The organism is Pedobacter cryoconitis (genome assembly GCF_014200595.1).
Taxonomy (GTDB): Bacteria; Bacteroidota; Bacteroidia; order Sphingobacteriales; family Sphingobacteriaceae; genus Pedobacter; species Pedobacter cryoconitis_C.
Genome location: NZ_JACHCG010000005.1, coordinates 19,805 through 45,904 on the forward strand (window position 1 = coordinate 19,805; position 26,100 = coordinate 45,904).

The window sequence follows — 26,100 nt, forward strand, 5'->3', positions numbered from 1 at the left end:
TCCAGTGAGAATTTAAATATAATTATTTTGGACGTACAAGATATTAAAAACCGATTTGGGATTATTGGTGGTTCTCCACTTTTAAACCGTGCTATAGATATTGCCAGGCAGGTAGCGCCAACGGATATGTCAGTATTAATTACTGGGGAAAGTGGTAGTGGAAAAGAAGTATTTTCACACATTATCCACCAGATGAGTACCCGTAAACATGGTGCTTTTATTGCCGTAAACTGTGGTGCCATTCCCGAAGGCACAATAGATTCAGAATTATTCGGACACGAGAAAGGCTCTTTTACCGGTGCTCACGAAGCACGTAAAGGATATTTCGAAGTGGCAAACGGAGGAACGATCTTTTTGGATGAGGTAGCGGAATTACCTTTAGGTACGCAGGCCCGTTTATTAAGAATACTGGAAAGTGGAGAATACCTGCGTGTAGGTTCTTCTAAAGTACAAAAGACTGATGTCCGTATTATTGCAGCGACAAACGTAGATGTATATAACAGGGTAAAATCAGGTAAGTTCCGTGAGGATTTATATTACCGCTTAAATACTGTGCCTTTGCGTATACCTGCTTTACATGAACGTAAAGAAGACATCTTCCTGCTGTTCAGAAAGTTTTCTGCTGATTTCAGCGATAAATACCGCAGTCCGGGTATCCACCTGGAACCGGATGCGATACAAATGCTGAGCAATTACAGCTGGCCTGGAAACGTCAGACAGCTTAAAAACATCGCAGAACAAATTTGTGTACTGGAAAAAGACAGGAACGTGACTGCTGGTGCTTTATTGAACTATATTCCGAATGAAGGAGGCAGCAATTTGCCAATGGCATTAAATAATGGGAGTAATAAAGAAGATTTTTCTGAAAGAGATATCCTTTATAAAGTTCTTTTTGACATGAAAAAAGACATGATGGACTTGAAGAAACTGGTTGCCGAGATTATTCAGAGTGGCGGAAATACTTCACATATTATGGAGGAAAACCCGCATTATATCAACCAGCTTTACCAGGAAGTAGATCAGACCGTGAGCAATGATTCCACTTTCATGATTAAAAAATCTCCTCAGAATGCACCTGTAGACTATAACTACACCCATGATGCAGAAGAAGTGGAAGAATCCCTTTCTCTGATTGACAAAGAATCTGATTTAATCAAAAAAGCACTGAAAAAACATAAAGGCAAACGTAAGTTCGCAGCCCAGGAACTGGGAATTTCGGAACGTACGCTGTATAGAAAAATCAAAGAACTCAATTTAAATTAGGTCATGAAAAGAATCTGTTTATTGCTTTTGCTGCCACTGGCAACCTTAGTGAATTCGTGTTCAGTAAAATTAAACGGAGCCTCTATTCCCGCAGAAATGAAAACGGTAGCGGTGTCGTATTTTGAAAATAATGCACCATTGGTGATCCCGACATTAAGTGCAGATTTTACGGAGGCCTTAAAACTGCGTATCCGGAATCAAACCCGCCTGGTGGTTACCCAGAGTAATGCTGATGCAGTTTTTGAAGGCAGGATTACGGGTTATGACATCCGCCCTATCGCCCTTCAGAATAACAATGCGCCAAGTGCGGGCGGAAACAGGCTGACGATTAAAGTAAGTGTAAAATACACCAACAACCTGAATCCTAAACAAAGTTTTGAAGAATCATTTGAGCGGTTTAAAGACTTTGACATGAGAGGTCAGAGCCTGGAATCTCTTCAGCTCCAGTTAAATAAAGATATCAACGCACAGCTTACTGAAGATATATTCAACAGGGCTTTTGCGCAATGGTAAAAGAGCCGGAAAAACCGGTATATTAAATGAATTTCAATCGTTAACTTAGCCTCGTGATGCTGGATAAAGATATACAACAACAACTTGCTGAATTAATTGCGGACCCTCAAAAGGCTTCTCCGCAGCATACGGCTATGTTGAGCGATTTGTTGCAGACTTATCCATATTATCAGCCTTTGCATTTATTATTGGCCAAAGCCGATTTACAAAGGGCAAAAAGCACAAATCAGCTTGTACAGGCTTCTCTTTATACCAACGGCTCGATTTTACACCAGTTTCTGTTTAAAAAAGAAACTACACCTGTTACCTTTTTAATTGTCAACGGATGTCCGGGGATCAGAGAAGAGAATGAACAGGAAGGTTTTGATGAGCTGGAAGAGGTGTTTGAGGAGATTGCTGAAGTTGACCATACCAATTACCGCCCATTCAGAAATTCAGATCCGGATGCTGAAACAGCAGTTACAGCCGAAACTCCTGAACGCAGGAACTCCCTGGAAGATGATTTCGTTTTTGAAAGCATTGCTTCTTCAGATTTCTTCGCTTTTGAACAAAACTTCAGTACAACAGAGGTTGCTGAACCACAACACGAGCAGCAGCCGGTTGCAGATGCACCTGTTATTGAAGAGCATGAAGCTCAGGCAGCGGCCGAAGTAGAAAATAGCCAGGTCAGCAATTATCATGATGAAAACCTGCCATACACCTTTTTATGGTGGCTGGCCAAAACCCGTAAAGAGCATCAGAGTATATTTCAGCCTTATGCTTTACCTAAAACAAATAACGCTCAGGAATTACAGCAGCAGTATGTAGAACATATTTTCCATATACAGAGCCACCTGACCGGAAGTGAAGCTTTACTGGGCACCGAAGAACAGCAAAGGCCAGCGACCAAAGATGCGGAGATCATCGAAAGCTTTATCAAAAATGACCCGCAGATCCTGCCCCCTAAACCCGAGCAGATCGACAATGAAAACAAGGCGAAGAAAAGTGCAGAGGATCAGAATGACCTCGTATCCGAAACACTGGCCAATATTTATATCGAGCAAATGCTTTACGACAAGGCGATAGATACTTATGAAAAATTAAGTTTGAAGTTTCCAGAAAAAAGACGTTACTTTGCCGACCTTATCCAATCTATAGAAAAGAAAATTTAACCATTTAACATACTATGCTTTTTTTAATTATTTTATTGATCATTATTTGTGTTGCATTAGGCCTGTTTGTTTTAATACAAAATCCTAAAGGCGGTGGTCTGGCAACAGGCGGGTCGGGAAGCAATATGTTCGGTGTACAACGTACAGGTGATGTACTTGAAAAAGGCACCTGGGTTCTTTTAACTTTAGTCGTTGTGATTTCACTGGCAATTACTGCTATTGGAAAAACAGGATCAACCGGAGCTACTGGCGGCGGAGATTCTAAAATTCAGCAACAATTGGATAAAACACCTACGCCTTCTCCAATTGGCGGTGGTATTAAACCAGCTACAACTCCTGCTCCAGCGACTACGCCGGAAGCACCAAAAAAATAAGCTCTTTTACAGGAGTTCAGAAGCCCGTCAGAAAATAAATCTGACGGGCTTTTTTCGTTTATCCCTGCCAGTCTGACACAAAAAAAATAGGCGCTTAATCTATTAGCTGACAAGCCTGTGTAAATTTGGCAACCGAAAGGCCCTTGGCATAAAAACTGATGTGGCTTTAACGTTATTATACAATTTATACGTTAACCTTTAAATTAAAACAATAATTAAGTTATGGCTTTAAACATTAAACCCATTGCAGATAGAGTAGTTGTTGAAGCTGCTCCTGCCGAAGAAAAAACTGCTTCGGGTATTTATATCCCGGATACAGCTAAAGAAAAACCTCAGCAAGGAACAGTAGTTGCAGTTGGCCCGGGTAAATATGCCGAGTTAACAGGAAACTTAGTACCATTGAGCGTTAAAGTTGGTGATGTAGTTTTATATGGCAAATACGGAGGTACTGAAATTACTTTTGAAGGTAAAGAGTATCTTATTATGCGTGAAACTGATCTTTACGCAGTTCTTTAGTTGTTGGTTTAACCCGGCGAATCTCACCAAATATTAAAAAAAAGTTAAAAATGGCAAAGCAAGTAAAATATAACGTAGAAGCCCGTGACGCCCTGAAAAGAGGTGTTGATACTTTGGCTAATGCAGTAAAAGTAACTTTAGGTCCAAAAGGACGTAACGTAATTATTGATAAAAAATTCGGTTCACCAGCAATTACGAAAGATGGTGTTACTGTTGCGAAAGAAATTGAATTGAAAGACCCAATCGAAAACATGGGTGCTCAAATGGTTAAAGAGGTTGCTTCTAAAACTGCTGATATTGCAGGTGACGGAACAACTACTGCAACTGTATTGGCTCAGGCGATCGTTACAGCGGGTATTAAAAACGTTGCTGCTGGTGCAAATCCAATGGATTTGAAACGCGGTATCGATAAAGCGGTTACAGCTATTGTAGCAAACTTAAAAGCTCAGTCTCAAACTGTTGGTGAAGACAATAACAAAATCAAACAGGTTGCGTCTATCTCTGCAAACAATGACGAAGTTATTGGTGCTTTGATCGCTGAGGCAATGGGTAAAGTAGGTAAAGATGGTGTAATTACTGTTGAAGAAGCAAAAGGTACTGAAACTGAAGTAAAAACAGTAGAAGGTATGCAATTTGACCGTGGTTACTTATCTCCATACTTTGTAACTAATGCTGATAAAATGGAAGCGGAATTAGAAAACGCTTACATTTTGATCTATGACAAAAAGATCAGCAACATGAAAGAATTGTTGCCGATTTTAGAGAAACAAGTTCAAACTGGCAAACCATTATTGATCATCGCTGAAGATTTAGATGGTGAAGCTTTAGCTACTTTAGTAGTGAATAAAATCCGTGGTTCTCTGAAAGTTGTTGCTGTTAAAGCTCCAGGTTTTGGTGACCGTAGAAAAGCAATGTTAGAAGATCTTGCTATCTTAACAGGTGGTACTGTAATTTCTGAAGAAAGAGGTTACAAATTAGAGAATGCTGACCTTACTTATTTAGGTACTGCTGAGAAAATCGTTGTTGATAAAGACAATACAACAATCATTAACGGTGCTGGTTCATCTGAGGATATCAAAGCCCGCGTTAACCAGATCAAAGCTCAAATCGAAACTACAACTTCTGATTACGATAAAGAAAAATTACAAGAGCGTTTGGCTAAATTAGCTGGCGGTGTTGCAGTTCTTTACGTAGGTGCAGCTTCTGAAGTAGAGATGAAAGAGAAAAAAGACCGTGTTGATGATGCTTTACATGCAACCCGTGCGGCTGTTGAAGAAGGTATCGTTGCTGGTGGTGGTGTTGCTTTCATCCGTGCTATCGAAGCTTTAGAAGGAATGAAAGGATCTAACGAAGACGAAACTACCGGTATTGCAATCGTTAAACGTGCTATCGAAGAGCCATTACGTCAAATCTGCCAGAATGCAGGTATTGAAGGTTCTATCGTAGTTCAAAAAGTTAAAGAAGGTAAAGGTGATTTCGGTTACAATGCCCGTACTGATGTTTATGAAAACTTAATCAGTGCAGGTGTTATCGATCCAACTAAAGTTGGTCGTGTAGCTTTAGAAAACGCAGCTTCTATCGCAGCGATGTTATTAACAACTGAGTGCGTATTAGCTGATGATCCTGATGATAATGCAGCAGGTTCTGCTATGCCTCCTATGGGTGGCGGTGGAATGGGCGGAATGATGTAAGTCAATTCTGTTAATCGCTGATTAAAACCTCCAGTCTTAAAACTGGAGGTTTTTTTATGCTTTAGAAAATTCAACTCGTTGTAAGGCAGGTGTTTGGAAAAATAGATTCTATTTTCTAAATTGATATACCGATACAATATGAGGAAAATTCTAACTGTCTTTTTCGCTCTCTTCCTTAGTATTATATCCTTTCATTCCAATGCTCAGCTGGCTCTTGGAACGGTGGATGGAGGACCTTATACGCCCGGATCAAGCATAAGCGCCACTTTTAATATTGGAGAAAGCAGTTGTATCAAGATTGGTAATACGTTTAGCCTGGTTTTAGTCAATGCCGCAGGCAATGAAATTACACTAGATACATATAATGGATTCTACTCTACTTTTGTCAACGGAGTTATACCAGTAAGTACACCAGCCGGCACAGGTTATAAATTAAGGGTTAAATCTTCAAACCCTGCGTTGAGTACTGATCTGTCAGCTCCTTTTGAAATTAAGGCCGGAACCCCGGTCACGGCTGCACTCAGCAGCGTAGCATCCACCATAAGTACTAATCCGCTAACTTTTGGCTCCTGTAACAGCGCAGCAAGTACGGAATTCAATTTTACCAATGAATCCACAACCGATGCGGTCACCGCCACAATTAATAATGAATTAAATCCAGGGGCTCCGGCCGTACTAACCTATTCTGCCGCAACTAAACTGAACAGCTTTACAGCAGATCAGGCACACTATACAATTTTTGTGAAAGCCACTTCACCAGATGGGACTATAGGTACACAAGCCTATTTCCTGATCAATAACCTTGCGATCACCGCATTTTCGACAACCAGCGGTAATACGGTCTGTTATCCGGTCGGTTCATTTGAATATGGTGTGGAAGTTAATAAACTGACTGGCATCGCGGCTAATTTCCCGGGTAATACCTATAAGATAGATTGGGGAGATCATAAATCAGACGAGTATACCATTTGTGATATCAAAGCAAACAACAATAAGGTACAGCATACATTTACTGAATCATCGTGCGGGTTTACTTATACCACTGGTAATAAAACCAATTATAATGCCTTTGGGATCAATGTTCAGGTTTCCAGTCCGTATTGCGGCGCAGTTGGGACAGGTATCTCCACGACAGCAAGAGTAGTTTCAAGACCGGTCAACAAGTTTGATGCGCCATCTGTAGTTTGCGTGGGCGACCGGGTGGTGCTAAGCAATCAATCTACTGCCGGACAAAACCCTAATGAGAATTCCACGGGCTGTAATGATAATCTGGTGTTGTATACGTGGTATGTAGATGGGGTCAGAGTGTTGACAGATGTTACTTTTGCCACGCCACCACCGAGCCCCGTTTTTACCACAAAAGGTACACATGTGATCCGCATGACTTCAAAAAGCAATGGCAATTGCCAGGCGGAGGATGCAGAGAAAGTTATCTGTGTGCAGGATCCGCCAAAACCGTCCTTTACACTGGGGAATGCAGTGATTTGTCTGAATCCGGGAACACTAACACCAGTTAATACCTCTGTGCTGGATAATACTTGTCCTAATGCCGGCCCCGTTTATACGTGGACAGTTACTCCGGCAGCAGGAGTAACCTTTGATGCGAATACCGCAACTCCACAATTTAAGTTTACACAGACCGGGGTATATAATGTAACGCTGGCTGTTCAGTCCGGAACCTGTACGGTGACCAGTGCCCCGCAGAAAATTGTAGTCAATACTCAACCAGAAGCCACCTTGTCACCAGACAAAACATTATGCGCCATTGGAAATTATACTTTTAATCCTACCGCAGGCCCTACGCAAACCACTTTGAATGGAACAGCAGAAGAACTCAGCGGAACTTATACATGGACAGTCAGCGGTGGAAATTACACCTTTGTATCACCTGATGGCCCGAATACTAAATATCCAACGCTAAATTTTGCCGATTACGCTACTTATACGGTAACACTGACCCATACGAACAATTGCGGAACTACAATAAAAACGCAGAAAATCACACTTTCCAAATCACCGAAACCTGAAATAACTGCCACTGCTAACCCGATTTGTTATAATTCAGCGATTAGTTTAACCGGAACTATCGTTGATAATAATCCGAATACCACCTTTGAATGGATTGGTAATGGAGGTGTATTCTCTGCACCAGTGAATTTAATTACCACTTACACCCCTACTGCTGCTGAACGCAATTCCGGAGTTGCAACTGTTATATTACGCGTTCAAACCAGTCTTCCTGAGCCCTGCGCAAAAGTCGAAGCGAATCTCACGGTACAGATCTATCCTAACAATATAGGCACAAATACGACCCAGAATATTTGTTCAGGCCAGACAGCCTTTCATACACCTGCATCCAGCGTAACTGGTAGTACTTTTACCTGGACAGCTGCTAATGCCGACGGGATGGCCACCGGATTTTCACCATCGGGGTCTGGCCCAATTAATCAGGTCATCACCAATACCAATACGACAACCAATGCTGTAGTCATCTATACGATTACCCCAAAAAGCAATGGATGTGATGGCGTACCCTATACTTTTACCGTAACGGTTACGCCCATACCAGTAGTCACAGCAACCGCAGCCCAACCTGTGATTTGCGGAAACGAAGCTGCTGGAATTATGCTGAGTTCTACGATAGCGAATACCAAATATACCTGGACAAGTACTGCTACTGCCGGCGTCACCGGAAATACAAATCAAACCATTCCAATTGCGGTGACTGCAATTCAGGATGTTTTAGTGAACAGCGGCGCGGCGCAGGGAACGGTAACTTATACGATTACCCCGGTTTCCACAGCAAGCTGCCAGGGAACACCAGTCACAATTACTATTAAAGTTGATGCACCAATTACGGTTGCCAATGCCGGTCCTGCACAAACTTTATGTGCAAAACCAAGTACATCGCTTGCCGGGAATATACCTAAAACAGGAGAAACCGGGCAATGGTCTGTGGTTTCCGGAACGCTGGTCATTGCTGATCCGTCAAACCCGCAAACATTAATCACCGGGCTTATCCCAGGCCAGACATATGTGTTGAAATGGACAATCAAAGGCGCCGCAAACTGTACACCAACAACGGCAGAAGTCTCGATCAATAATCTTTTGCCAATCAGCAATACCATTACCAGCAGCAGTACTGAAGTTTGTTATGGACAAACGATTGACATCACAGGTGATACACCAACCGGAGGAAACGGGACTTATACTTACCTCTGGGAAAGCAGCGCCGACAATGGAGTTACATGGAACGTGATCAGCAGCCAGACCTCCAAAGATTTAAATTTCAAACTCTTATCGACTTTAAGTTTTCGCAGAACGGTAACCAGCGGTTCCTGTCCTATGCCCAGTAACATAATCCACATAATCGCGCAACCTCCAATCAGCAATAATACAATTGCTGCCGATCAAACCATCTGTACCGGGTTAATCCCTGCTGCATTGACAGGCAGTACGCCTACAGGATCTGATGGTCACTTTAATTATCAATGGCAATCCAGCACTGATAATGCAGCATGGACGGACATTAGCGGTGCCGTATTTTCAGGTTACCAGCCACAAGCATTAACCACGACCATCTTTTACAGACGTGTGGTAAGTACACAAGTTTGTAGCGGAGCTTTACAAAGTATCAGTCCTTCCGTAAAAATTACCGTCAAACCGAATGCGAAAGCCGAATATACTTTCACCGCGGATAATGGCTGTATTCCATTTGTTTTAAATATAACAGCTGTTACTTATCCAGACCGCAACGCTGTTTATACGTGGTATGCTGACGGTGTGCAAATTGGAACAGGTAGTAATTTTCCCGGTTATACCATGAAAATCAGTAACGCTACTGTTGTGATTAAACTGGTTGTAACCAGTAGTCTGGGTTGTACACAGGATGAATTCAGCCATACCTTTAGTACGATTGAGAACGTCGTCCCTGCTTTTACACAAAGCGCCAAAGAAGGTTGCGGCCCGCTGAAAGTCAATTTCATCAATACCTCTACTTCTTTGACCAATGCGACTTTCTTATGGGATTTTGGAAATGGAGTAACCACCACCCAGGTAATGCCCGGACAAGTCACTTTCCAGCCAGATCCACTAGGTAAGGATACCACTTATAAAGTTGCGCTGACTGCAACAACTTCGTGCGGAAAGGTTACCGTAGTTTCGGGCGTATTTGTAAAGGCCCGCCCCATTGCTTTATTCTCTCCTGATAAAACGGTGGGCTGTTCTCCGATGAAGGTAACGTTCAGCAATACTTCTCCCGGAGGAACCAATACCTATTATTTCGATTTCGGAGACGGAACATTACTGACCAAAACTGACAAATCACCTGTGGAACATATTTACACTACCGGAGCTGTCAAAGAGTACATCGTAAAAATGGCCGCTCAGAATGAATGCGGAAGGGAAGAAACCTCTTATACCATCCGGGTTTCTCCGAATACCATTTTACCAGAATTGGTAGTCAATGCAGATGAAAAAGAAGGTTGTGCACCGTTAAAAGTTAACTTTTATAACAATAGTAAAGGGGCAGGCAGTTTTCAATATGATTTTGGAGACGGAACCACTTTGGTTACCCGGTCTGCACCTGAAGTTGTGGCGCATACTTTTACAAGTTCAGGAACCTTTACAGTGAAGCTGACGGCCTCAAACGGATGTTCCGACACCACAACTACCGAAACTATCAAAGCCCTTCCTCAGCCAGCTGTAGCCTTTAATGGTGATATCCTTTTGGGTTGCCCTGGACTGGTTGTACAGTTTAAAAATACCAGTAGTGGCGGGATCAGTTATTTATGGGATTTTGGAGATGGCACAACATCCGCCGAATTCGAGCCTAAACATACTTTTGATGGGAGCAAGGAGTTTTACACAGTTACCTTAACAGCAACCAATACCTTAGGCTGTTCCAATGTTTCGGTATTGACTGATTATATTCATATCGTCCCTCCTCCTGTTGCTCAGTTTAACGTCTCTCCTTCAACGGTGATTAACATCCCGGATTATACTTTCAGATTTGAAGATCAGAGTACCGGCAGCCCGGCAGTGTGGTTCTGGGATTTCGGAGATAAACAAACTTCGATCCTGAAAAACCCTTCTCATACCTATCTGGATACAGGAACCTATGTAGTTACCTTAAGAGTAACCAATCAACAAGGCTGCTTTTCTACCACTTTCAAAAAAGTTTCTGTAGTTGGTGTACCCGGTTATTTATTTCTGCCTAATTCCTTTATGCCCGGTAGTGAAACGCCTGAACTCCGGATTTATAAGGCTAAAGGATCGGGGATTAAAAACTGGCGGATGAGTATTTTCAATAAGTGGGGACAGGACTTGTGGGAAACAACTAAACTCGACGAAGGCCGGCCGGCTGAAGGCTGGGACGGGTTATTCAAGGGCGAACAAGCTCCGCAAGGTGTATACTTTTGGAAGATCGATGTGGAGTTTATTAACGGCATGGAGTGGAAAGGGATGACTTACGATTCTTCAGCACCGAAAAGAACAGGAATTATCCACTTAATCAGATAACCGGAATATGAAACTGAGATCAACCTCTATTTTGCTGTTATGCTTGTTTGCCAGGTCAATCTCTGTATTGGCTCAGGATCATATTTACTCCCAGTTTTTTAATGCACCATTATACCTCAACCCTTCCTTGACCGGGCAGTTTGAGGGTGATTTCAGAATGAATATGATTTACCGGAATCAATGGACAGGATTGAATGGAACACTTTCCTATATCAACGCGTCGGCCGATTTGAATATCCCCCGTTTTGGTGGCGGGGTTGGCTTACAATTCAACCGCAGCTCTGAAGGGACTGCCTTTCTGGTGAAAAACAATATTGCCGCTACGTATTCTTATAGCGTAGGTACAGATGATTTCGTCCTTTCTTTTGGTATTCAGGCTGGATTTACCAGCAGGCAGATTGACTGGAACAAACTGGTATTCTCCGATCAGATTGACAACCGGCTTGGTTATATCCCTGGAAGTATCAGCGCGGCACAGCCACCCAATCAGGCCAGTAAGTTCTTCTTTGATCCCGCGGCAGGAGTCAACCTGGTGTACGGAAATTTTATGGCAGGTGTTGCCTCACATCACATTAACCAGCCGGATGAATCTTTTAGCGGTGCACAGGCAAAACTGCCAATGCGGCTTACCGGTTATGCCAGTTACCGGATCGCACTTACCCAGAATTATACTTATGGTGTAGATGAAGCATCCTACATCATTCCTTCGGTTGTGTATTACAAACAAGGAAATGTATCTTCCATGAGTGCTGGTGCACAGTTTAAACATAAAGGGCTCAACTCAGGCCTGTGGTACCGTACAACTGGCGAAGGCGGCCCCGACGCCATCGTAGTTTCCCTGATCTTTGATATTTTTACCGGACGCGAAAACGGGGAGAAATTAAGAGTGGGTATCAGCCATGATGCAACAACTTCAAAAATAAACTATACCAATACCAACGGGACAACAGAGGCTAGTATCGGTTATCAGAAGTATTTCCCAAATAGTTCCAGCTTTAATAAATTCAATGGCTTGCGTTGTTATGACTTCTACTAAAGCTTTACTCAGTATCACAGTTCTTTAGTTATCTTTATAAAAGTTTAAAACTTTTAAGCAGTTTTTTATCTTTTTGATACCATGGAAGAATTTATTGAAGGCAACCATTTTTTGACCCAAAGCGAGGTCTATAAGTTTTTACTGACCATATTATTGTGCGGGCTTATTGGTATTGAACGTGAATTAAGAGCTAAACAAGCGGGACTAAAAACCATGATCATGATTGGCCTTGGCTCTACCCTTTTTACTATTTTATCTATTAAAATTGGTACAGGAAGCCAGGATCGTATCGCTTCGAACATTGTAACCGGAATCGGCTTTCTCGGTGCAGGTGTAATTTTCAAAGAGGAAAACCGGGTCAGAGGATTAACCACGGCCTGTGTAATCTGGATTGTGGCCGCCATAGGTATGGCTGTAGGCGCTGGTTATTCCGAACAATCTATTGGTGTAACCATCGTTGTTTTACTCGCGCTGATTTTCTTCCCTTATGTGGAAGAATTCGTGCAAAGCCGTTCTTCTTCCAGAGAATATAAGATTGTCAAACAATATGAAAACGAAGGACTGGATAGCTATGAAGAGCATTTCAAGATTGCGGGTTTAAGGTTAAGCCGTGGTCAGCAGCGCATGTCCGAAGGAATTATCAGTGGCACCTGGACTGCGGTAGGTTCCCCCAAAAACCACAAACTATTTGTCGATCATATGTTACAAGATGAAAAAATTCTTGAATTTCAGTTCTAACCTCCTTTAATTCATATTAAACTATTTAGCTTTGTATCATGCATAGAGAACAGATCTCCGTATTTGATATTTTTAAAATCGGGATAGGCCCGTCGAGTTCACACACCCTTGGCCCCTGGAGGGCTGCCCAGCAGTTTACGGCTTCATTAGCCAGCAAAGACCTTTTAAGTGGTGTTGAACAAGTAAAAATATTGCTTTATGGATCTCTTGCAAAAACAGGTCATGGTCACGGTACTGACATTGCCATTCTATTGGGGATGATTGGTGCAGATCCGGTAACTTTTGATGTAAACGCTATTGATTCTACAGTGGCAGCGATTAAAGCTGACCAGCAATTGTTATTAGGTGGCAGTCATCAGCTCTCTTTTGATTATAATGATGACTTAATATTTCTTTACAAAGAGAGTTTACCTTTTCACCCGAATGCGGTTACTTTTCAGGCATTTCTGACTAATGGCAGCGCATTTTCTGAAACGTATTACTCTATTGGCGGCGGTTTCGTAGTTAAAGAAGGTGAAACAGGTGGAGATAAAGAGCAGGTGGAGCTTCCATTTCCTGTTGAAATAGCCGGAGATTTATTACACTGGTGCTTAACTACCGGCTTAAAAGTTTCGGAAGTCGTGATGGAAAATGAACTGATGTGGCGTACAGAAGCGGAAACCAAAAAGGGTATGCTTCAGCATTTCAGAGTTATGAAAGAATGTACTTTCCGTGGTTGCCATACTGGTGGTTTTTTACCCGGAGGGTTAAATGTGGGCCGCAGAGCAGCAGCTTTAAATAAAAGGCTGATTGGCGACAGAACCTATACAGATTACGAAAGCTGGATCCAGGCCATCAGAGCTGGTGGTAATAGCTTCAATTATACTTTAGACTGGGTAAGTTGTTTTGCGCTGGCTGTAAATGAAGAAAATGCATCGTTCGGCCGCGTAGTAACCGCACCGACCAATGGGGCTGCGGGTGTAATTCCGGCTGTACTACAATATTATATCGCTTTCTGTGATGGTTTCTCAGAAGACAAAATCACACAATTTATTGCCTGTGCTTCTGAAATCGGAAGTATTTTCAAAAAAGGAGCAACCATATCGGCAGCAATGGGTGGCTGTCAGGCAGAGATTGGTGTTTCTTCTGCAATGGCCGCAGCCGCATTAACAGAATGTATGGGCGGTTCTCAGCGACAAGTTATGATGGCAGCAGAAATTGCTATGGAACACCATTTGGGCTTAACCTGCGACCCGATTGGAGGTTTGGTGCAGATTCCTTGCATCGAACGGAATACCATGGGCGCTATTAAAGCAATTACCGCAAGTCAGCTGGCTTTGCAGAGTAATCCGGATAAAGCAAAAGTAAGTTTAGGTGCAGTTGTCAACACCATGTGGGAAACAGCAATGGATATGAACTCGAAATATAAAGAAACTTCGGATGGTGGTTTAGCGACCAACATTCCAATCAGCTTACCTGAATGTTAATTCCATTTATTTAAAAGCTTTGTTAATGGATGGGCTGAGCTGAGCTGCCCATTCTTTATACATTTTTCCCGAAGGATGCAGTCCGTCAGAAGCGACAAGCGCAGCATCAGTTGCCGCATTTCTTGAACCTGGCGTAATATCCGTATAACTGATTCCTGCTTTCAGACTTTCTTCTTTATTCACCGCATTAAAAGCATCTATTTCTTTCGCGATCACTCTCACATCTCTGCCGCTTTGTGCACCATAAGGCGTTACACCCCAATCTGGTATAGAAACCACAAATACATGCGCTGCATTTCCACCGGCAAAATTAACCGCAGTTTTAAGCAGGGCAATAAACTCTTTACGGTAGGTTTCTATGGAATTCCCTCTGTACTGATCATTGACACCAATCAACAAAGTCACCAGGTCATATTTCGGCAAAAATGTTTCTGCTTTAATTCCTGATATCAGTTCTCCGGCAGTCCATCCGGTTGTCGCAACAATTTTAGGTGCTGAGAAATGAAGCGACTGCCTGTTCAGGTTTTCCCGGAGCTGATAAGGAAAACTTTCCGCTTGTTTCACCGCTTCTCCGATGGTGTAAGAATCTCCGAGTGCGAGATAAGTCAGCTGATCTGTGGGTGGATCGATTGGAGCTATATCAGTTTTATTCATGCCATTTGTTGAGCTTTTCCCACATCCTAACATCAAAAACATCAGGATAGCTATTGTCGTTAACTTCATTTTAAAATTTACGAAAGAAGCCTGGAATCAGATGTTGAAGGTAATAATTTATAGGTATTGTTAGTGAACATGCGGTGCAAAAATCTTAAAAAGATAGCTGATCGTAATGATCGACCCGGTAAGCATAAACAACACATTAATCAGGATTTTGCTCCGCTGTCCCCAAAAGTAATTGGCCGTAAGGCCGATCGCAAAGGTTAACAGGATGGGAACAGTAGCCGGATACAGCTGAAAGCTCTGCTGGAAATCACCTTTGAGCAAGGCGAGTAAAGAGCGCTGGAATCCGCAGCCGGGACAATCATAGCCGGTCAGATATTTCACAGGGCAAGGCAGCATATAATTACCCGCTTTCTCCAGTAAAAAAGAGAAAGCGGATAAAGTAAATATTTTAGGCATTGGAATTAAGCCTCTGGTGTTGCAGGCGGTGTTGGTGGGTTCGGTGCCGCTGGTGGTGTAGTTGGTGTAGTTGGCGGTGTAACCGGAGGTTGATTAAAAGGATTGTTTGCACCAAAAGGGTTATTTCCATTGAATGGATTATTTGCACCAAATTGATTGTTAGGGCCAAATCCATTTGCTTCTTTAGCTGATGGGCCCAAATATCTTGCATCTGTAAGACCAAGCAGCGGGAAAAATATAAATGGAAGCAAAATCAAACCAATCGTAAAGCCTTCAGATTTACCGAAGCTTTTAGACAACAGGTTCAATGCCCAGATACCAAAGATGATGTTAGTACAAGGCAGAAGCATCCATAAAATCCAGATTGGTGGTTTTCCTATGATTTCAAGCAAAACAATAATGTTATAAATGGGAACGATTGCTGCCCATCCTGGTTTTCCTGCTTTTTCGAAAACTCTCCACATGGAGTAGACTACCAGGACAAGAATAGCGAGATAAGTAAATCCTCCAAAAAGGCCTACTCCTGTAGACATCGGTGAAGATGAAGCGTTATAATCCATAATTTATTTTCTTTTATCCCGGTAAGATAAGAAAAAATAAATAATTGTTTTACCTGTACCTGACAAATAACAAAAAATTAATAGAGTTCCATGTGGAACAAATTGGCAATATGTTTTTTCAACAGAGATTTCACCTCAGCTAAATTTAATTCGCGACCAAGCTCTCTTTGCATCGAGGTCACATCCTTATCATCTATTCCACAGGGAATTATATTTTTAAAATAATCCAGATCCGCATTTACGTTAAAAGCAAAACCATGCATGGTTACCCAGCGGCTGCAACGCACACCCAGCGCACAAATTTTTCTTGCTTTTTCATTGTCTGCATCCAGCCATACCCCTGTAAATCCGGGATATCTGCCGGCAATGATACCATAATCCGCCAAAGTCAGGATTACTGCTTCTTCCAGTGTCCGGAGGTATAAATGAATATCAGTAAAGAAATTATCCAGATCCAGAATAGGATAACCTACAATCTGCCCCGGCCCATGATAGGTAATGTCGCCACCACGGTTCGTTTTATAATAGGTCGCGTTTTTTTCCTTCAACCCTTCTTCATCCAGCAAAAGATATTCTGCATGCCCGCTTTTCCCTAAAGTATAAACATGAGGATGCTCACAAAAAACAAGGAAATTTGGTGTTTCTACAGTAGTTTCTTGTATACGGTTATTCGTTTTAACGGCAATAGTATCTTTAAAAATAATTTCCTGATTGTCCCAGGCTTCCTGGTAATCCAGCAGTCCCCAATCAACAAATTTTACTTTTTTGTTCATCTCTGTCAAAATTAAGCTACCACATATCCCAGCATATAACCATCTGCGGTTTTAAAGTAATTTGCAGTCAGCGTTCTTGTGCCTTCGGGCAAATCAACTATAGCGGTCAATGTCCCCTCATTATGCAGCTCGAAGGGTTGTATATGAATATGTTTTTTAAACTCCAGTCCTTTTTTGCCATACCATTTATAGATGGCTTCTTTGACACACCAGCAAACATAAAGCCCGTCCGTATTATCTTTTACATGTAACAGTTCGGGTGGAGAAAGAAATTTCTGCTGAATCCGGTGAATCTTAGGTTCTATCCTTTCAATATCTACGCCAACACCTTTTTCTTTTCCGATCATGACCACTGCGTAATCAAAAGAATGACTTAACGAAATGGTAGAAGCAGAATTCACCAGGTATGGTTTTCCATGTGCATCAATCCGGCAGTCAATATAGTCTGCGGTATTCAGCATCGTCCGTAAAAGTAAACGTGTACTTAACCAGTGCAGCAGGCGCTTGCCATTGTTTAAAGTAGCGAGAAAATCGAGTTCATGCGCCTTTAATTGCAGGCCGGAAATCAGGTCTTCTTCACGCTCCTGGATTTTCCATACAGCTAGTGTGGTATGATCGTCAATATCTTTATTATAGATTACAGGCATCGTATTTAAAAAATCAATGCAAAAGTATCTTAAATTAATCATAATTTCGCCCAAAGACTTTACAAATGATACTTTCCGATAAGCGTATTCTAGAAGAGATTGACAGAGGGACAATAATTATTGAGCCCTTTAATCCAGATTGTCTGGGCACAAATTCCTATGATGTTCATCTTGGAAAATACCTGGCTACTTATACCGACAGAGTGCTTGATGCCAAAGCACACAATAAAATTCAGCATTTTGAGATTCCAAAAGATGGGTTTGTTTTACAACCCGGAACTTTATACCTGGGGGTAACCCTTGAATATACGGAGACACATGCACATGTTCCTTTCCTGGAAGGAAAATCGAGTACCGGCCGTTTAGGAATCGATATCCATGCAACTGCCGGAAAAGGCGATGTAGGTTTCTGCAATACCTGGACACTGGAAATTTCCTGTGCGCAGCCGGTAAGAATTTACGCAGGAATGCCAATTGGCCAGTTGATCTACTTTGCTGTAGAAGGTGACATTGAAACATTATACAACGCGAAAGATGATGCGAAATATAGCAACAAGACTACCAAGCCAGTAGAAAGCATGATGTGGAAGAACAGCTTTTAGAAAGCGTTTAAACTTTGCATTAATTTATAGCATTTGAGCCTCAATATCCTTATATTGAGGCTCTATTTTTTTACTACGCTATGAAACCCAAATATCTTTATGCTTGTCTTTTCCTGCTGGTTTGCGCCTTCTCTTTTGCATTCAGAATAGCAGATGATCCTTTCGAAACACTGTTAAAGAAACTTGCTGAGTATACGCAGGAAAATCCACAGGAAAAAGTCCACTTACATCTGGATAAGCCTTATTATGCGATTGGTGACAACATCTGGTTTAAAGCATATGTAACCGATAACAGTACGGACCAGCTTTCCAAAATCAGTGAGATTCTATATGTAGAGCTGATCAATGAAGGCGACTCTGTTAAACGTCAGCTTAAACTTCCGCTGGTCTCCGGCCTCACCTGGGGGGATTTCAAATTAACAGATACTTTAGCCGAAGGAAATTACAGAATCAGAGCTTATACGCAATTGATGAGAAATGCGGGCCCCGATTTCTTTTTCGATAAAACGATAAAAATTGGGAATGCATGGGCGAATAAAGTGCTGACCAACACTAAATACACCTATAGTAAAAAAGACAATGAGAATAATGTGAATGCAGTAATTAAGTTCACAGACAAAAAGAATGAGCCTTATACAGAAATCCCTGTAACCTATACAGTAAAGCTGAGAGACAAAACGGTAGAAAAAGGAAAAGCGACAACCAATGCACAGGGAGAGATTTCCCTTTCTTTTAGCAGTAAACAGGCCGAACTACTAACTTCCGGAAGAATTACGGCTACGCTTACTTTGGACAATAAAGAGAAAATCGTTAAAACTATCCCAATCAAGGCAGTTTCGGACGCGGTTGCTGTTCAGCTGTTTCCCGAAAGCGGAAACCTTGTGGAAGACCTTCCTTCGAGAGTTGGAATTAAAGCAATTGGATCATCCGGCCTTGGAGTGGATGTTTCAGGTATGATTGTGGACAATGAGGGGACAGAAGTTCTTCCTTTCAACACCACGCACCAGGGAATGGGCAGTTTCATCTTAAATCCGCAACCAGGGAGAACGTATACCGCAAAAGTTAAATTAAAGGATGGCACTCTTCAGCAAATCCCTTTTCCTAAAGTGCTGACTTCTGGTTATGTACTCGCCATTAACAATACAGACAGTAATAAAGTCAGTGCTAAAATATTACTTAGCCAGTCGTTGCTGAATACTGGCGAAATGAAATTGGTTATTCAGCATAACAACACAGTAACTGCGGTACTGAAAGTGAACACACTGAAGCAAATCAGTGCGATTGCACTGAATAAAAAGGAACTTCCATCAGGTGTCCTTCATTTTACGTTGTTCTCTCCTGAAAATATTCCGGTTGCTGAAAGATTGATTTTTCTTAACAATCCCGCCGATCACATCGATCTTAATGTACTGAATTTAAAAAAATCATACCAGGTCAGAGAGTATGTACCGATTGAGTTATCGGCCACAGCTGAAGGTAAACCTACTTATGGTAGTTTTTCGGTCGCAGTAACCAATGCAAGTATCGTAGAACCTGATGTTGACAATGAAAGTAATATCATGACTTCTTTGTTATTGAGTTCAGACCTCAAAGGATACATTGAGAAACCCAATCAATATTTCCGTGATAACAGCGTACAAACCAGGGCAAATTTAGATGAACTGATGCTGACTCAGGGCTGGAGCAGGTTTTTATGGAAAGATGTAATCGGAAATACAGTTGTTAAACCTGTTTTTGCAGCAGAAAAGTCCTTAAAGGTAAGTGGTACCGTGACTACACCAGGTGGAAAACCTATTGCCAAAGGAAAGGTTACCTTGTTTTCCAACAAAGGAGGGTTCTTCATGCTGGATACTTTAACGGATGCCAATGGACATTTTAATTTTGAGAACCTCAGTTTTAGTGACACCACAAAATTTGTTGTTCAGGCCAGAAATGCCAAAGACAAAAAGTTCGTTGAAATAAAAATTGACCAGGTTCCCGGACAGCTGGTTACGCCAAATAAAAATACAGGCGATATTGAAATCAATGTGAATGAAGCAATACAAAGTTATATTATCAAGAGTGAGGGTTATTTTGATGACCTGACTAAACGCGGATTGCTGGAAAGGAGTTATACACTTAACCAGATAAATATTGTACAACAGGTATTAAAGGCGAAGAACTCAACAAACTTAAATGGCGCTGGTCGTGCAGATGCGGTCATCAAAGGTTCAGATTTGAATTATTGCAGCAGCTTAGCGCAATGTCTGCAAGGCAGGGTTGCGGGATTAACGGTTCGGGGTTCTGAGGCTTTCTTAGTCCGGAATAATGGGGTGCCTATGCAAATTATTCTGGATGGAACCAATGTAGGTTCAGATTTCCTGGACAATATTCAACCTAATGATGTAGAAACTATAGAAGTATTGAAAAGTGGTGCAACTACTGCCATTTACGGATCAAGAGGTTTTGGAGGTGTTTTAATCATCACCACTAAAAGAGGTGGCAATGCAGGTTATTCTACTTATGCACCAGGAATTATTAATATTACTGCCTCTGGCTATTATGCGGTACGCGAGTTTTATTCTCCGAAATACAATACCTCACAAAACACAAAAATAGCCGACAAGAGGACTACTGTTTACTGGAATCCCAATATAGCGACCAATGAAACGGGAACAGCTAAATTTAATTTCTATAATACAGACGAATCCGGGACTTATAGAGTTGTTATAGAAGGAATGAACATGGATGGCCGCATGGCCAGAAAAGTATATACTTACGAAGTAAAATAAAAAACCTATGAACACAATCAATGTGACAATAAAAGATCGTTTAGCACTGATTACGCTTAACCGCGGTAAATCCAATGCACTAAACAGGGAGATGATCACTGAGCTGACCGATATGCTCCATAATATTGCAAATGATGACAATATAGGCGGAGTAATCATTGCAGGCCGCGATAACTTTTTTTCTGCGGGCCTGGACTTAATCGAACTGTATGGGTACAATGAAGAAGAAGCAGAGTCTTTCTGGCATTTATTCCTGGCATTCATAGCTAAAATCACCGCTTTTAAAAAACCTATGGTTGCTGCAATCAATGGTCATTCTCCTGCCGGAGGATGTGTGATTGCTTTAGCTTGTGATGCAAGAGTGATGGCTGAAGGCAAATTTATTATTGGTTTGAATGAAGTCCCTGTCGGAATTATCGTTCCTGAGAGCATTTTCAGCCTGTATGCTTTCTGGCTGGGTAAAGGTCATGCAACCAGAAGTCTATTAGAAGGCAAGTTATTCAGCCCTGAAGAGGCTTTAAATATTGGCCTGGTAGATGAACTGGTGAATCAGGATAGCATTATGACCGCTGCGGAACGCAAAATAAGAAAATACATGGCGCTGGAACCTAATACCTGGCAGCAGAGTAAGCTGAACATCAGAAAAGAGCTGATTGCAGCGACTTCTGCGGATCAGTCTGAAGCATTAAAAGTTATGCTTGCGCAATGGTGGTCACCGGCTACGCGGAATATTTTGAAAATGATTATTGACAACCTTCAAAAGAAATAAGTTATGTACAATCAACCCATGTTAAGAGATGATGCTTTAAAGGGCAAAACAATTGTAGTTACTGGTGGTGGTACCGGGCTTGGTAAAGCAATGGGCACCTATTTCCTGAAGCTTGGTGCCAATTTAGTGATCACCAGCCGCAAAGCTGATGTGTTACAGAAAACCGCAGATGAGCTGGAAAAAGAAACAGGTGGCAAAGTACTGGCAGTAACTTGTGATGTACGTGATTATGAACAGGTGGAAAATGTACTGGCAGAAACGCTTAAAACTTTTGGACGTGTAGATAGCCTGCTGAACAATGCGGCAGGAAATTTCATCTCTCCTACGGAGCGTTTATCGGCCAATGCCTTTTCTACGGTTATAGATATCGTGCTCAAAGGATCGGTCAATTGTACGCTTGCCTTTGGTAAACACTGGATCAAAGAGAAACAGGCGGCAAGCATTTTAAACATTGTAACAACTTACGCTTTTACGGGTTCAGCTTTTGTGGTGCCTTCGGCCTGTGCCAAGGGTGGTGTACTGGCAATGACGCGTTCTCTTGCGGTGGAGTGGGGAAAATATGGCATCAGAACGAATGCAATTGCGCCTGGTCCTTTTCCAACTAAAGGAGCATGGGAACGTTTGCTTCCGGGAGATCTGGCAGAAAAGTTCGATTTCAAAAACCGTGTTCCACTGAAACGTGTTGGAGAACATCAGGAGCTGGCAAACCTTGCTGCATTCCTGGTGAGTGATTTTTCAGGGTATATCAATGGAGAAGTGATCAGTATAGATGGTGGGGAGTGGTTACAGGGCGCCGGCCAGTTTAATGGGCTGGAAGCTATTCCTGGTGAGATGTGGGATGCGTTTGAACAAATGACAAGATCAGCTAAAGGCAGCTGATCCGGCCTGATTCAGCTAAAATAGTTTAATATCAATAGGAGCGTGTTTAAAATTGTAAATTAAACACGCTCTTATTTTAAGAATAGTTTATTTTTGTATCATGTCAACAGAAACAAAGGAAGAAACATTTACACTGGAAGAGATTTTAACCTCCCTTAAAACCTCGCATCGGCTGATTTTATGGAATGATGATGTAAATACTTTTGATCATGTAATCTATTGTATGACAAAATATCTTGATTATACAGAGTCGCAGGCAGAGAAAATTGCCTGGGAAGTGCATAATAAAGGTAAGTGTGCTGTACTGGAAGGTTCTTTCACTGAAATGGAAGTCTACCGTAAAATCCTTCAGCAGGAAGGGTTAACGGTAACTGTAGACTAGTTTTCCAGGCTGCTGATCAATGCGGTCAGCTCCAGCTGAGTCGTTTGTGTTCTATCTTTAGCATACCACAGGTGCAAGCGCTCTGCAAGTTCAAACATATCAGAGGTTTCCTTTTTCCATTCTCCTAACAGGTGTTGCAGCACTTCTGGCCTTGGCCCCCATTTGGAAATCAATCCGCCGTTCGCATCCAGCAAGAGTAAAACTGGAATAGCCCGCCCTCCGTGAGTGAGGTGTGCGTCTATCAGCGGCAGATTTTGATCTCTGAGCACAAAACGCAACGCAAATTTCTCTGGTGCAAATTCTACCATTTTCTCAAATAAGGGAACGATCTGCGCGGCATCTCCACACCATCCTTCGGAAATTACCAGCAGCTGATAGCTTTTTTCCAGCTTTTTAATGGCTGCTATAAAAGCTTCATTGAGCACGCCGGTCTTATCGACCCTGCTCATTCGCTGTACATTCATTTTGCTGTAGTGCAGCATGGCTTCGCTATGATCGGCGCCCGTTGTTTTATTGCTTTTAAGAAGAGAATCTATCAAATCCCTATACTTGGAATAAGTTAATCCTTCATTCACAAAAATATTACTGTAATTACTCATAATCGCGTTGTAATAAAATAGTTACCCCCCTTTTTTCTCACTCTCAGGCCGTTACTTTGCCGCTATAAAAAAAACTAAACACAGACTATTCTAAATGAAGAACTATTGCGCAAAGTTTCTATTCGTAACTTTCACTATTTGTACCACAATTTTTCAACTAAATGCACAAACTCCTGCTACTGGTAAACTTACTGGAAAAGTAGTAGACATCCAAAATAATGAAACAGTTCCTTTCGCCACAGCAATATTAATTAACAGAAAAACGAAAGCGACTGTTAAGGTTGCGCAAACTGATGCTGATGGCGCTTTGCTGATGAATGATATTCCTGCGGGAGTTTTCACTTTTAAGATCAGCTATGTGGGTTATCAGACCATGGTCAGGGACTCTGTAGCAATCACTAAAAATCAGCGGATCATTAACCTGGGCACGATAAAAATGAAGGCTTCCAAGGGCAATGTATTAAGTGAGGTCACAATTTCAGGAAAGAAAAGCCCTATACAGCTGGGTATTGACAAAAAGGTTTTCTCGGTAGAGCAAAGTCTGGTGAGTGAGGGCGGTTCTGCCAGTGATTTATTACAGAATGTACCTTCTGTACAGATTGATGTGGATGGAAATGTGAGTTTAAGGGGTTCTACTGGAGTAAAGGTATTAATTGATGGCAAACCGTCTTTAATTGCGGGCGGAGATATTGCACAGGTACTGGCTTCTATTCCGGCGAGTTCAATTGAGACGGTAGAGGTGATCACAAATCCGTCGTCAAAGTATGATGCGGAGGGACAGTCTGGTATTATTAACATCGTTCTGAAGAAAAACACGAAGTTAGGTTTCAATGGAAATGTAGCTTTAACGGCTGGAAACAGAGATAATTACAATGGAAATGTGAGTTTAAGTTTCCAGAATAAGAAGATTAATATTTATGGAAATTATGGGTACCGGTATGGTAGCCGCCCAGGTGGTGGTTATAATAATATCCAGTACCTGACGCGCAAGGATTCTCTGGCTTATGCGGATCAGCTGAGCAAATGGGGGTCGGTTGATAAAACCCACAATTTAAAGACTGGATTAGATTATTATTTGACGGACAAGGATATTTTAAGTTTTTCGGGCGGGTTCAATAGCAGGATTAATGACCGTACGGAGTTTTTGGATATTAATAAGTATGCGGCCGGAAGGGTTCCTCTGGAATTCAGCAAAAGGGTAAATACGAATGATGGAAGTGGTCATAGTTATGATTTAAATTTAGATTACAGCCATAAGTTTAAGCCGAACCAGGAGCTGACTTTCAATTTTGGCTATTCTACGGGCACGAATGATAATTTCCAGGTTTATAATACTTCGGTTTATAGTGTGAATGGGGTCCCTGCTTCGTCAGCTGCGGATATACTGAACAATACGAATGATGGAACGAACAAGAATTATAATATCCAGCTGGATTATACGATGCCTTTAGGGAAATCAGGAAAGATTGAGACTGGATATAGAAGCCAGATCAGGTATTCTGATGCAAATACGGTAGCCAAAAGGTTTGATAATGTTTCGGGTGCTTATGTGGATAATCTTCCTTTGTCGAATGATTTTGATAGTAAGGATCAGGTGCATGCGATTTATTTAAATTATCAGAACCAGATTAAGAATTTTGGTTATCAGCTTGGGTTAAGGGCTGAGGATGCGTTGCTGAATACGAATTCTGGTGGGTATGATCAGTCGGGTGTGTTTGCGACTGCGCCTGCAAGGATTGCTTATAAAAGGTTATATCCGAGTGTTTATTTAACGCAGAAGTTTACTGGTGAGCAGCAGATTCAGCTGAGTTATACGAGAAGGGTAAACAGACCGAGACCGTGGGATACGAACCCGTTTATTGATTATTCTGATCCGCTGAACTGGCGCAAGGGTAATCCGAATTTGTTGCCGGAGGATGTGCATTCTTTTGAGCTTGGTTATAGCAAGTTCTGGCCTAAGGTGACTTTGATTTCGAGTGTTTATTTGAGACAGACGAATGATTTGATTCAAAGGGTAAGGTCTGTGCCTGATGCGGATGGGGTAATTATCACAACGCCTGAGAATTTAACGAAGGATCTTTCGAGTGGTTTGGAGTTTATTGCAAAGGTGGATGCGCTGAAGGTGTGGAATTTTACCGGGAATCTGAATGTTTATCATAGTAAGATTGACGGGGTTCCGGCTTTTGGTATCCAGGGTAATTCTGGGTTCAGCTGGAATGCGAATCTGACGAATAATTTTGTGTTACCGCATAGTATTACGTTGCAGGTAAGGGCGGATTATAATTCTTCGCAGGTGTTGGCACAGGGTACGAGAAAGGCGATGTATGGTGTTGATGGTGGCGCGAAGTATGATTTTAAAGGAAGAAAGGCTTCTCTTAGTTTCAATGTGAGGGATATTTTTAATACGAGAAAGTTTGGGATGCTGACGCAGGATGCGAATTCTATTGTTGATTTTCAAAGGTATCAGCAGGGGCCTATGGGGAATTTGACGTTCTCTTACAGGTTCGGGAAAACTAGTTTTATGAAGAAGGGTAAAAAGGTGGAGCAGCAGGATAGTAAGCCTGACGAAGGATCCTTTTAAGGGGGCTTCGTCTGGGGGTTCTCCACCAGGTTTTAATAAAAAAGCAGCCTTGTATTTTGACGGATTTCTCTGAAGAGAGAAATATTGTCAAAATACAGGGCTGACTTTTTTATTAAAAATCATTTATTTGGAGAAACCTATAGCGCTCAG

22 protein-coding genes are annotated in these 26,100 nt (G+C 41.9%); 16 read left to right on the forward strand and 6 right to left on the reverse strand.

What is annotated here, in order from left to right:
* Positions 1–27 precede the first annotated feature (27 nt).
* From HDE70_RS22555 to HDE70_RS22600, 10 genes are all read left to right on the forward strand, one after another.
* Positions 28–1,263, forward strand: coding sequence for a sigma-54 interaction domain-containing protein (locus HDE70_RS22555; RefSeq protein WP_111636255.1), 1,236 nt, complete (start codon positions 28–30; stop codon positions 1,261–1,263).
* 3 nt (positions 1,264–1,266) lie between these two features.
* Positions 1,267–1,776 carry an LptE family protein gene (locus HDE70_RS22560; RefSeq protein WP_183866189.1) on the forward strand — a complete coding sequence of 170 codons (510 nt, stop codon included), beginning with the start codon at positions 1,267–1,269 and terminating at the stop codon, positions 1,774–1,776.
* 56 nt (positions 1,777–1,832) lie between these two features.
* Positions 1,833–2,927: a hypothetical protein gene (locus tag HDE70_RS22565; protein WP_221270566.1), complete on the forward strand. Its 1,095-nt coding sequence runs from the start codon at positions 1,833–1,835 to the stop codon at positions 2,925–2,927.
* A 14-nt stretch (positions 2,928–2,941) separates the two neighbouring features.
* A complete protein-coding gene (secG, locus tag HDE70_RS22570) occupies positions 2,942–3,301 on the forward strand; it encodes a preprotein translocase subunit SecG (protein WP_183866191.1) in 360 nt (119 codons plus the stop codon).
* Positions 3,302–3,523: 222 nt separating this feature from the next.
* Positions 3,524–3,817 (forward strand): co-chaperone GroES, encoded by a 294-nt coding sequence (groES, locus tag HDE70_RS22575; protein WP_041878207.1) that lies wholly within the window; start codon positions 3,524–3,526, stop codon positions 3,815–3,817.
* 50 nt (positions 3,818–3,867) lie between these two features.
* Positions 3,868–5,508 carry a chaperonin GroEL gene (groL, locus tag HDE70_RS22580; protein ID WP_068404075.1) on the forward strand — a complete coding sequence of 547 codons (1,641 nt, stop codon included), beginning with the start codon at positions 3,868–3,870 and terminating at the stop codon, positions 5,506–5,508.
* 138 nt (positions 5,509–5,646) lie between these two features.
* Positions 5,647–11,028 carry a PKD domain-containing protein gene (locus tag HDE70_RS22585; RefSeq protein ID WP_183891907.1) on the forward strand — a complete coding sequence of 1,794 codons (5,382 nt, stop codon included), beginning with the start codon at positions 5,647–5,649 and terminating at the stop codon, positions 11,026–11,028.
* 7 nt (positions 11,029–11,035) lie between these two features.
* Positions 11,036–12,064: a PorP/SprF family type IX secretion system membrane protein gene (locus tag HDE70_RS22590; RefSeq protein ID WP_183891908.1), complete on the forward strand. Its 1,029-nt coding sequence runs from the start codon at positions 11,036–11,038 to the stop codon at positions 12,062–12,064.
* Between the two features lie 81 nt (positions 12,065–12,145).
* Entirely contained in the window at positions 12,146–12,802 is a 657-nt protein-coding gene (locus HDE70_RS22595; RefSeq protein WP_183866194.1) for an MgtC/SapB family protein, read from the forward strand.
* A gap of 38 nt (positions 12,803–12,840) precedes the next feature.
* Positions 12,841–14,268: an L-serine ammonia-lyase gene (locus tag HDE70_RS22600; RefSeq protein ID WP_183891909.1), complete on the forward strand. Its 1,428-nt coding sequence runs from the start codon at positions 12,841–12,843 to the stop codon at positions 14,266–14,268.
* A gap of 6 nt (positions 14,269–14,274) precedes the next feature.
* On the opposite strand, the gene HDE70_RS22605 is transcribed toward HDE70_RS22600, so the two are convergent.
* From HDE70_RS22605 to HDE70_RS22625, 5 genes are all read right to left on the reverse strand, one after another.
* Positions 14,275–14,991: an SGNH/GDSL hydrolase family protein gene (locus tag HDE70_RS22605; protein ID WP_183891910.1), complete on the reverse strand. Its 717-nt coding sequence runs from the start codon at positions 14,989–14,991 to the stop codon at positions 14,275–14,277.
* Between the two features lie 60 nt (positions 14,992–15,051).
* Positions 15,052–15,387, reverse strand: coding sequence for a DUF2752 domain-containing protein (locus HDE70_RS22610; RefSeq protein ID WP_183891911.1), 336 nt, complete (start codon positions 15,385–15,387; stop codon positions 15,052–15,054).
* Between the two features lie 5 nt (positions 15,388–15,392).
* Positions 15,393–15,947 carry a DUF5684 domain-containing protein gene (locus HDE70_RS27175; RefSeq protein WP_221302121.1) on the reverse strand — a complete coding sequence of 185 codons (555 nt, stop codon included), beginning with the start codon at positions 15,945–15,947 and terminating at the stop codon, positions 15,393–15,395.
* A 77-nt stretch (positions 15,948–16,024) separates the two neighbouring features.
* On the reverse strand, positions 16,025–16,720 hold the full coding sequence (gene lipB, locus HDE70_RS22620) for a lipoyl(octanoyl) transferase LipB (RefSeq protein ID WP_183891912.1): 696 nt from the start codon (positions 16,718–16,720) through the stop codon (positions 16,025–16,027).
* 11 nt (positions 16,721–16,731) lie between these two features.
* Complete coding sequence (locus HDE70_RS22625; protein WP_183891913.1) at positions 16,732–17,367, reverse strand: 4'-phosphopantetheinyl transferase family protein; 636 nt, start codon at positions 17,365–17,367, stop codon at positions 16,732–16,734.
* A 65-nt stretch (positions 17,368–17,432) separates the two neighbouring features.
* On the opposite strand from HDE70_RS22625, the gene dcd reads away from it, so the two are divergent.
* From dcd to HDE70_RS22650, 5 genes are all read left to right on the forward strand, one after another.
* Positions 17,433–17,969, forward strand: a complete 537-nt coding sequence (dcd, locus tag HDE70_RS22630) for a dCTP deaminase (RefSeq protein ID WP_068404102.1) — start codon at positions 17,433–17,435, stop codon at positions 17,967–17,969.
* Positions 17,970–18,049: 80 nt separating this feature from the next.
* A complete protein-coding gene (locus tag HDE70_RS22635; protein ID WP_183891914.1) occupies positions 18,050–20,740 on the forward strand; it encodes a carboxypeptidase-like regulatory domain-containing protein in 2,691 nt (896 codons plus the stop codon).
* A gap of 7 nt (positions 20,741–20,747) precedes the next feature.
* Positions 20,748–21,509, forward strand: coding sequence for an enoyl-CoA hydratase/isomerase family protein (locus HDE70_RS22640; RefSeq protein ID WP_183891915.1), 762 nt, complete (start codon positions 20,748–20,750; stop codon positions 21,507–21,509).
* Between the two features lie 3 nt (positions 21,510–21,512).
* Positions 21,513–22,388, forward strand: a complete 876-nt coding sequence (locus tag HDE70_RS22645; protein ID WP_068404114.1) for an SDR family oxidoreductase — start codon at positions 21,513–21,515, stop codon at positions 22,386–22,388.
* Positions 22,389–22,488: 100 nt separating this feature from the next.
* A complete protein-coding gene (locus HDE70_RS22650) occupies positions 22,489–22,770 on the forward strand; it encodes an ATP-dependent Clp protease adaptor ClpS (protein ID WP_183866201.1) in 282 nt (93 codons plus the stop codon).
* On the opposite strand, the gene HDE70_RS22655 is transcribed toward HDE70_RS22650, so the two are convergent.
* A complete protein-coding gene (locus HDE70_RS22655; RefSeq protein WP_183891916.1) occupies positions 22,767–23,369 on the reverse strand; it encodes a thioredoxin family protein in 603 nt (200 codons plus the stop codon). The two genes, HDE70_RS22650 and HDE70_RS22655, sit on opposite strands and share 4 nt — an antisense overlap.
* A gap of 94 nt (positions 23,370–23,463) precedes the next feature.
* On the opposite strand from HDE70_RS22655, the gene HDE70_RS22660 reads away from it, so the two are divergent.
* Positions 23,464–25,950, forward strand: a complete 2,487-nt coding sequence (locus tag HDE70_RS22660) for a TonB-dependent receptor domain-containing protein (protein WP_183891917.1) — start codon at positions 23,464–23,466, stop codon at positions 25,948–25,950.
* Positions 25,951–26,100 lie beyond the last annotated feature (150 nt).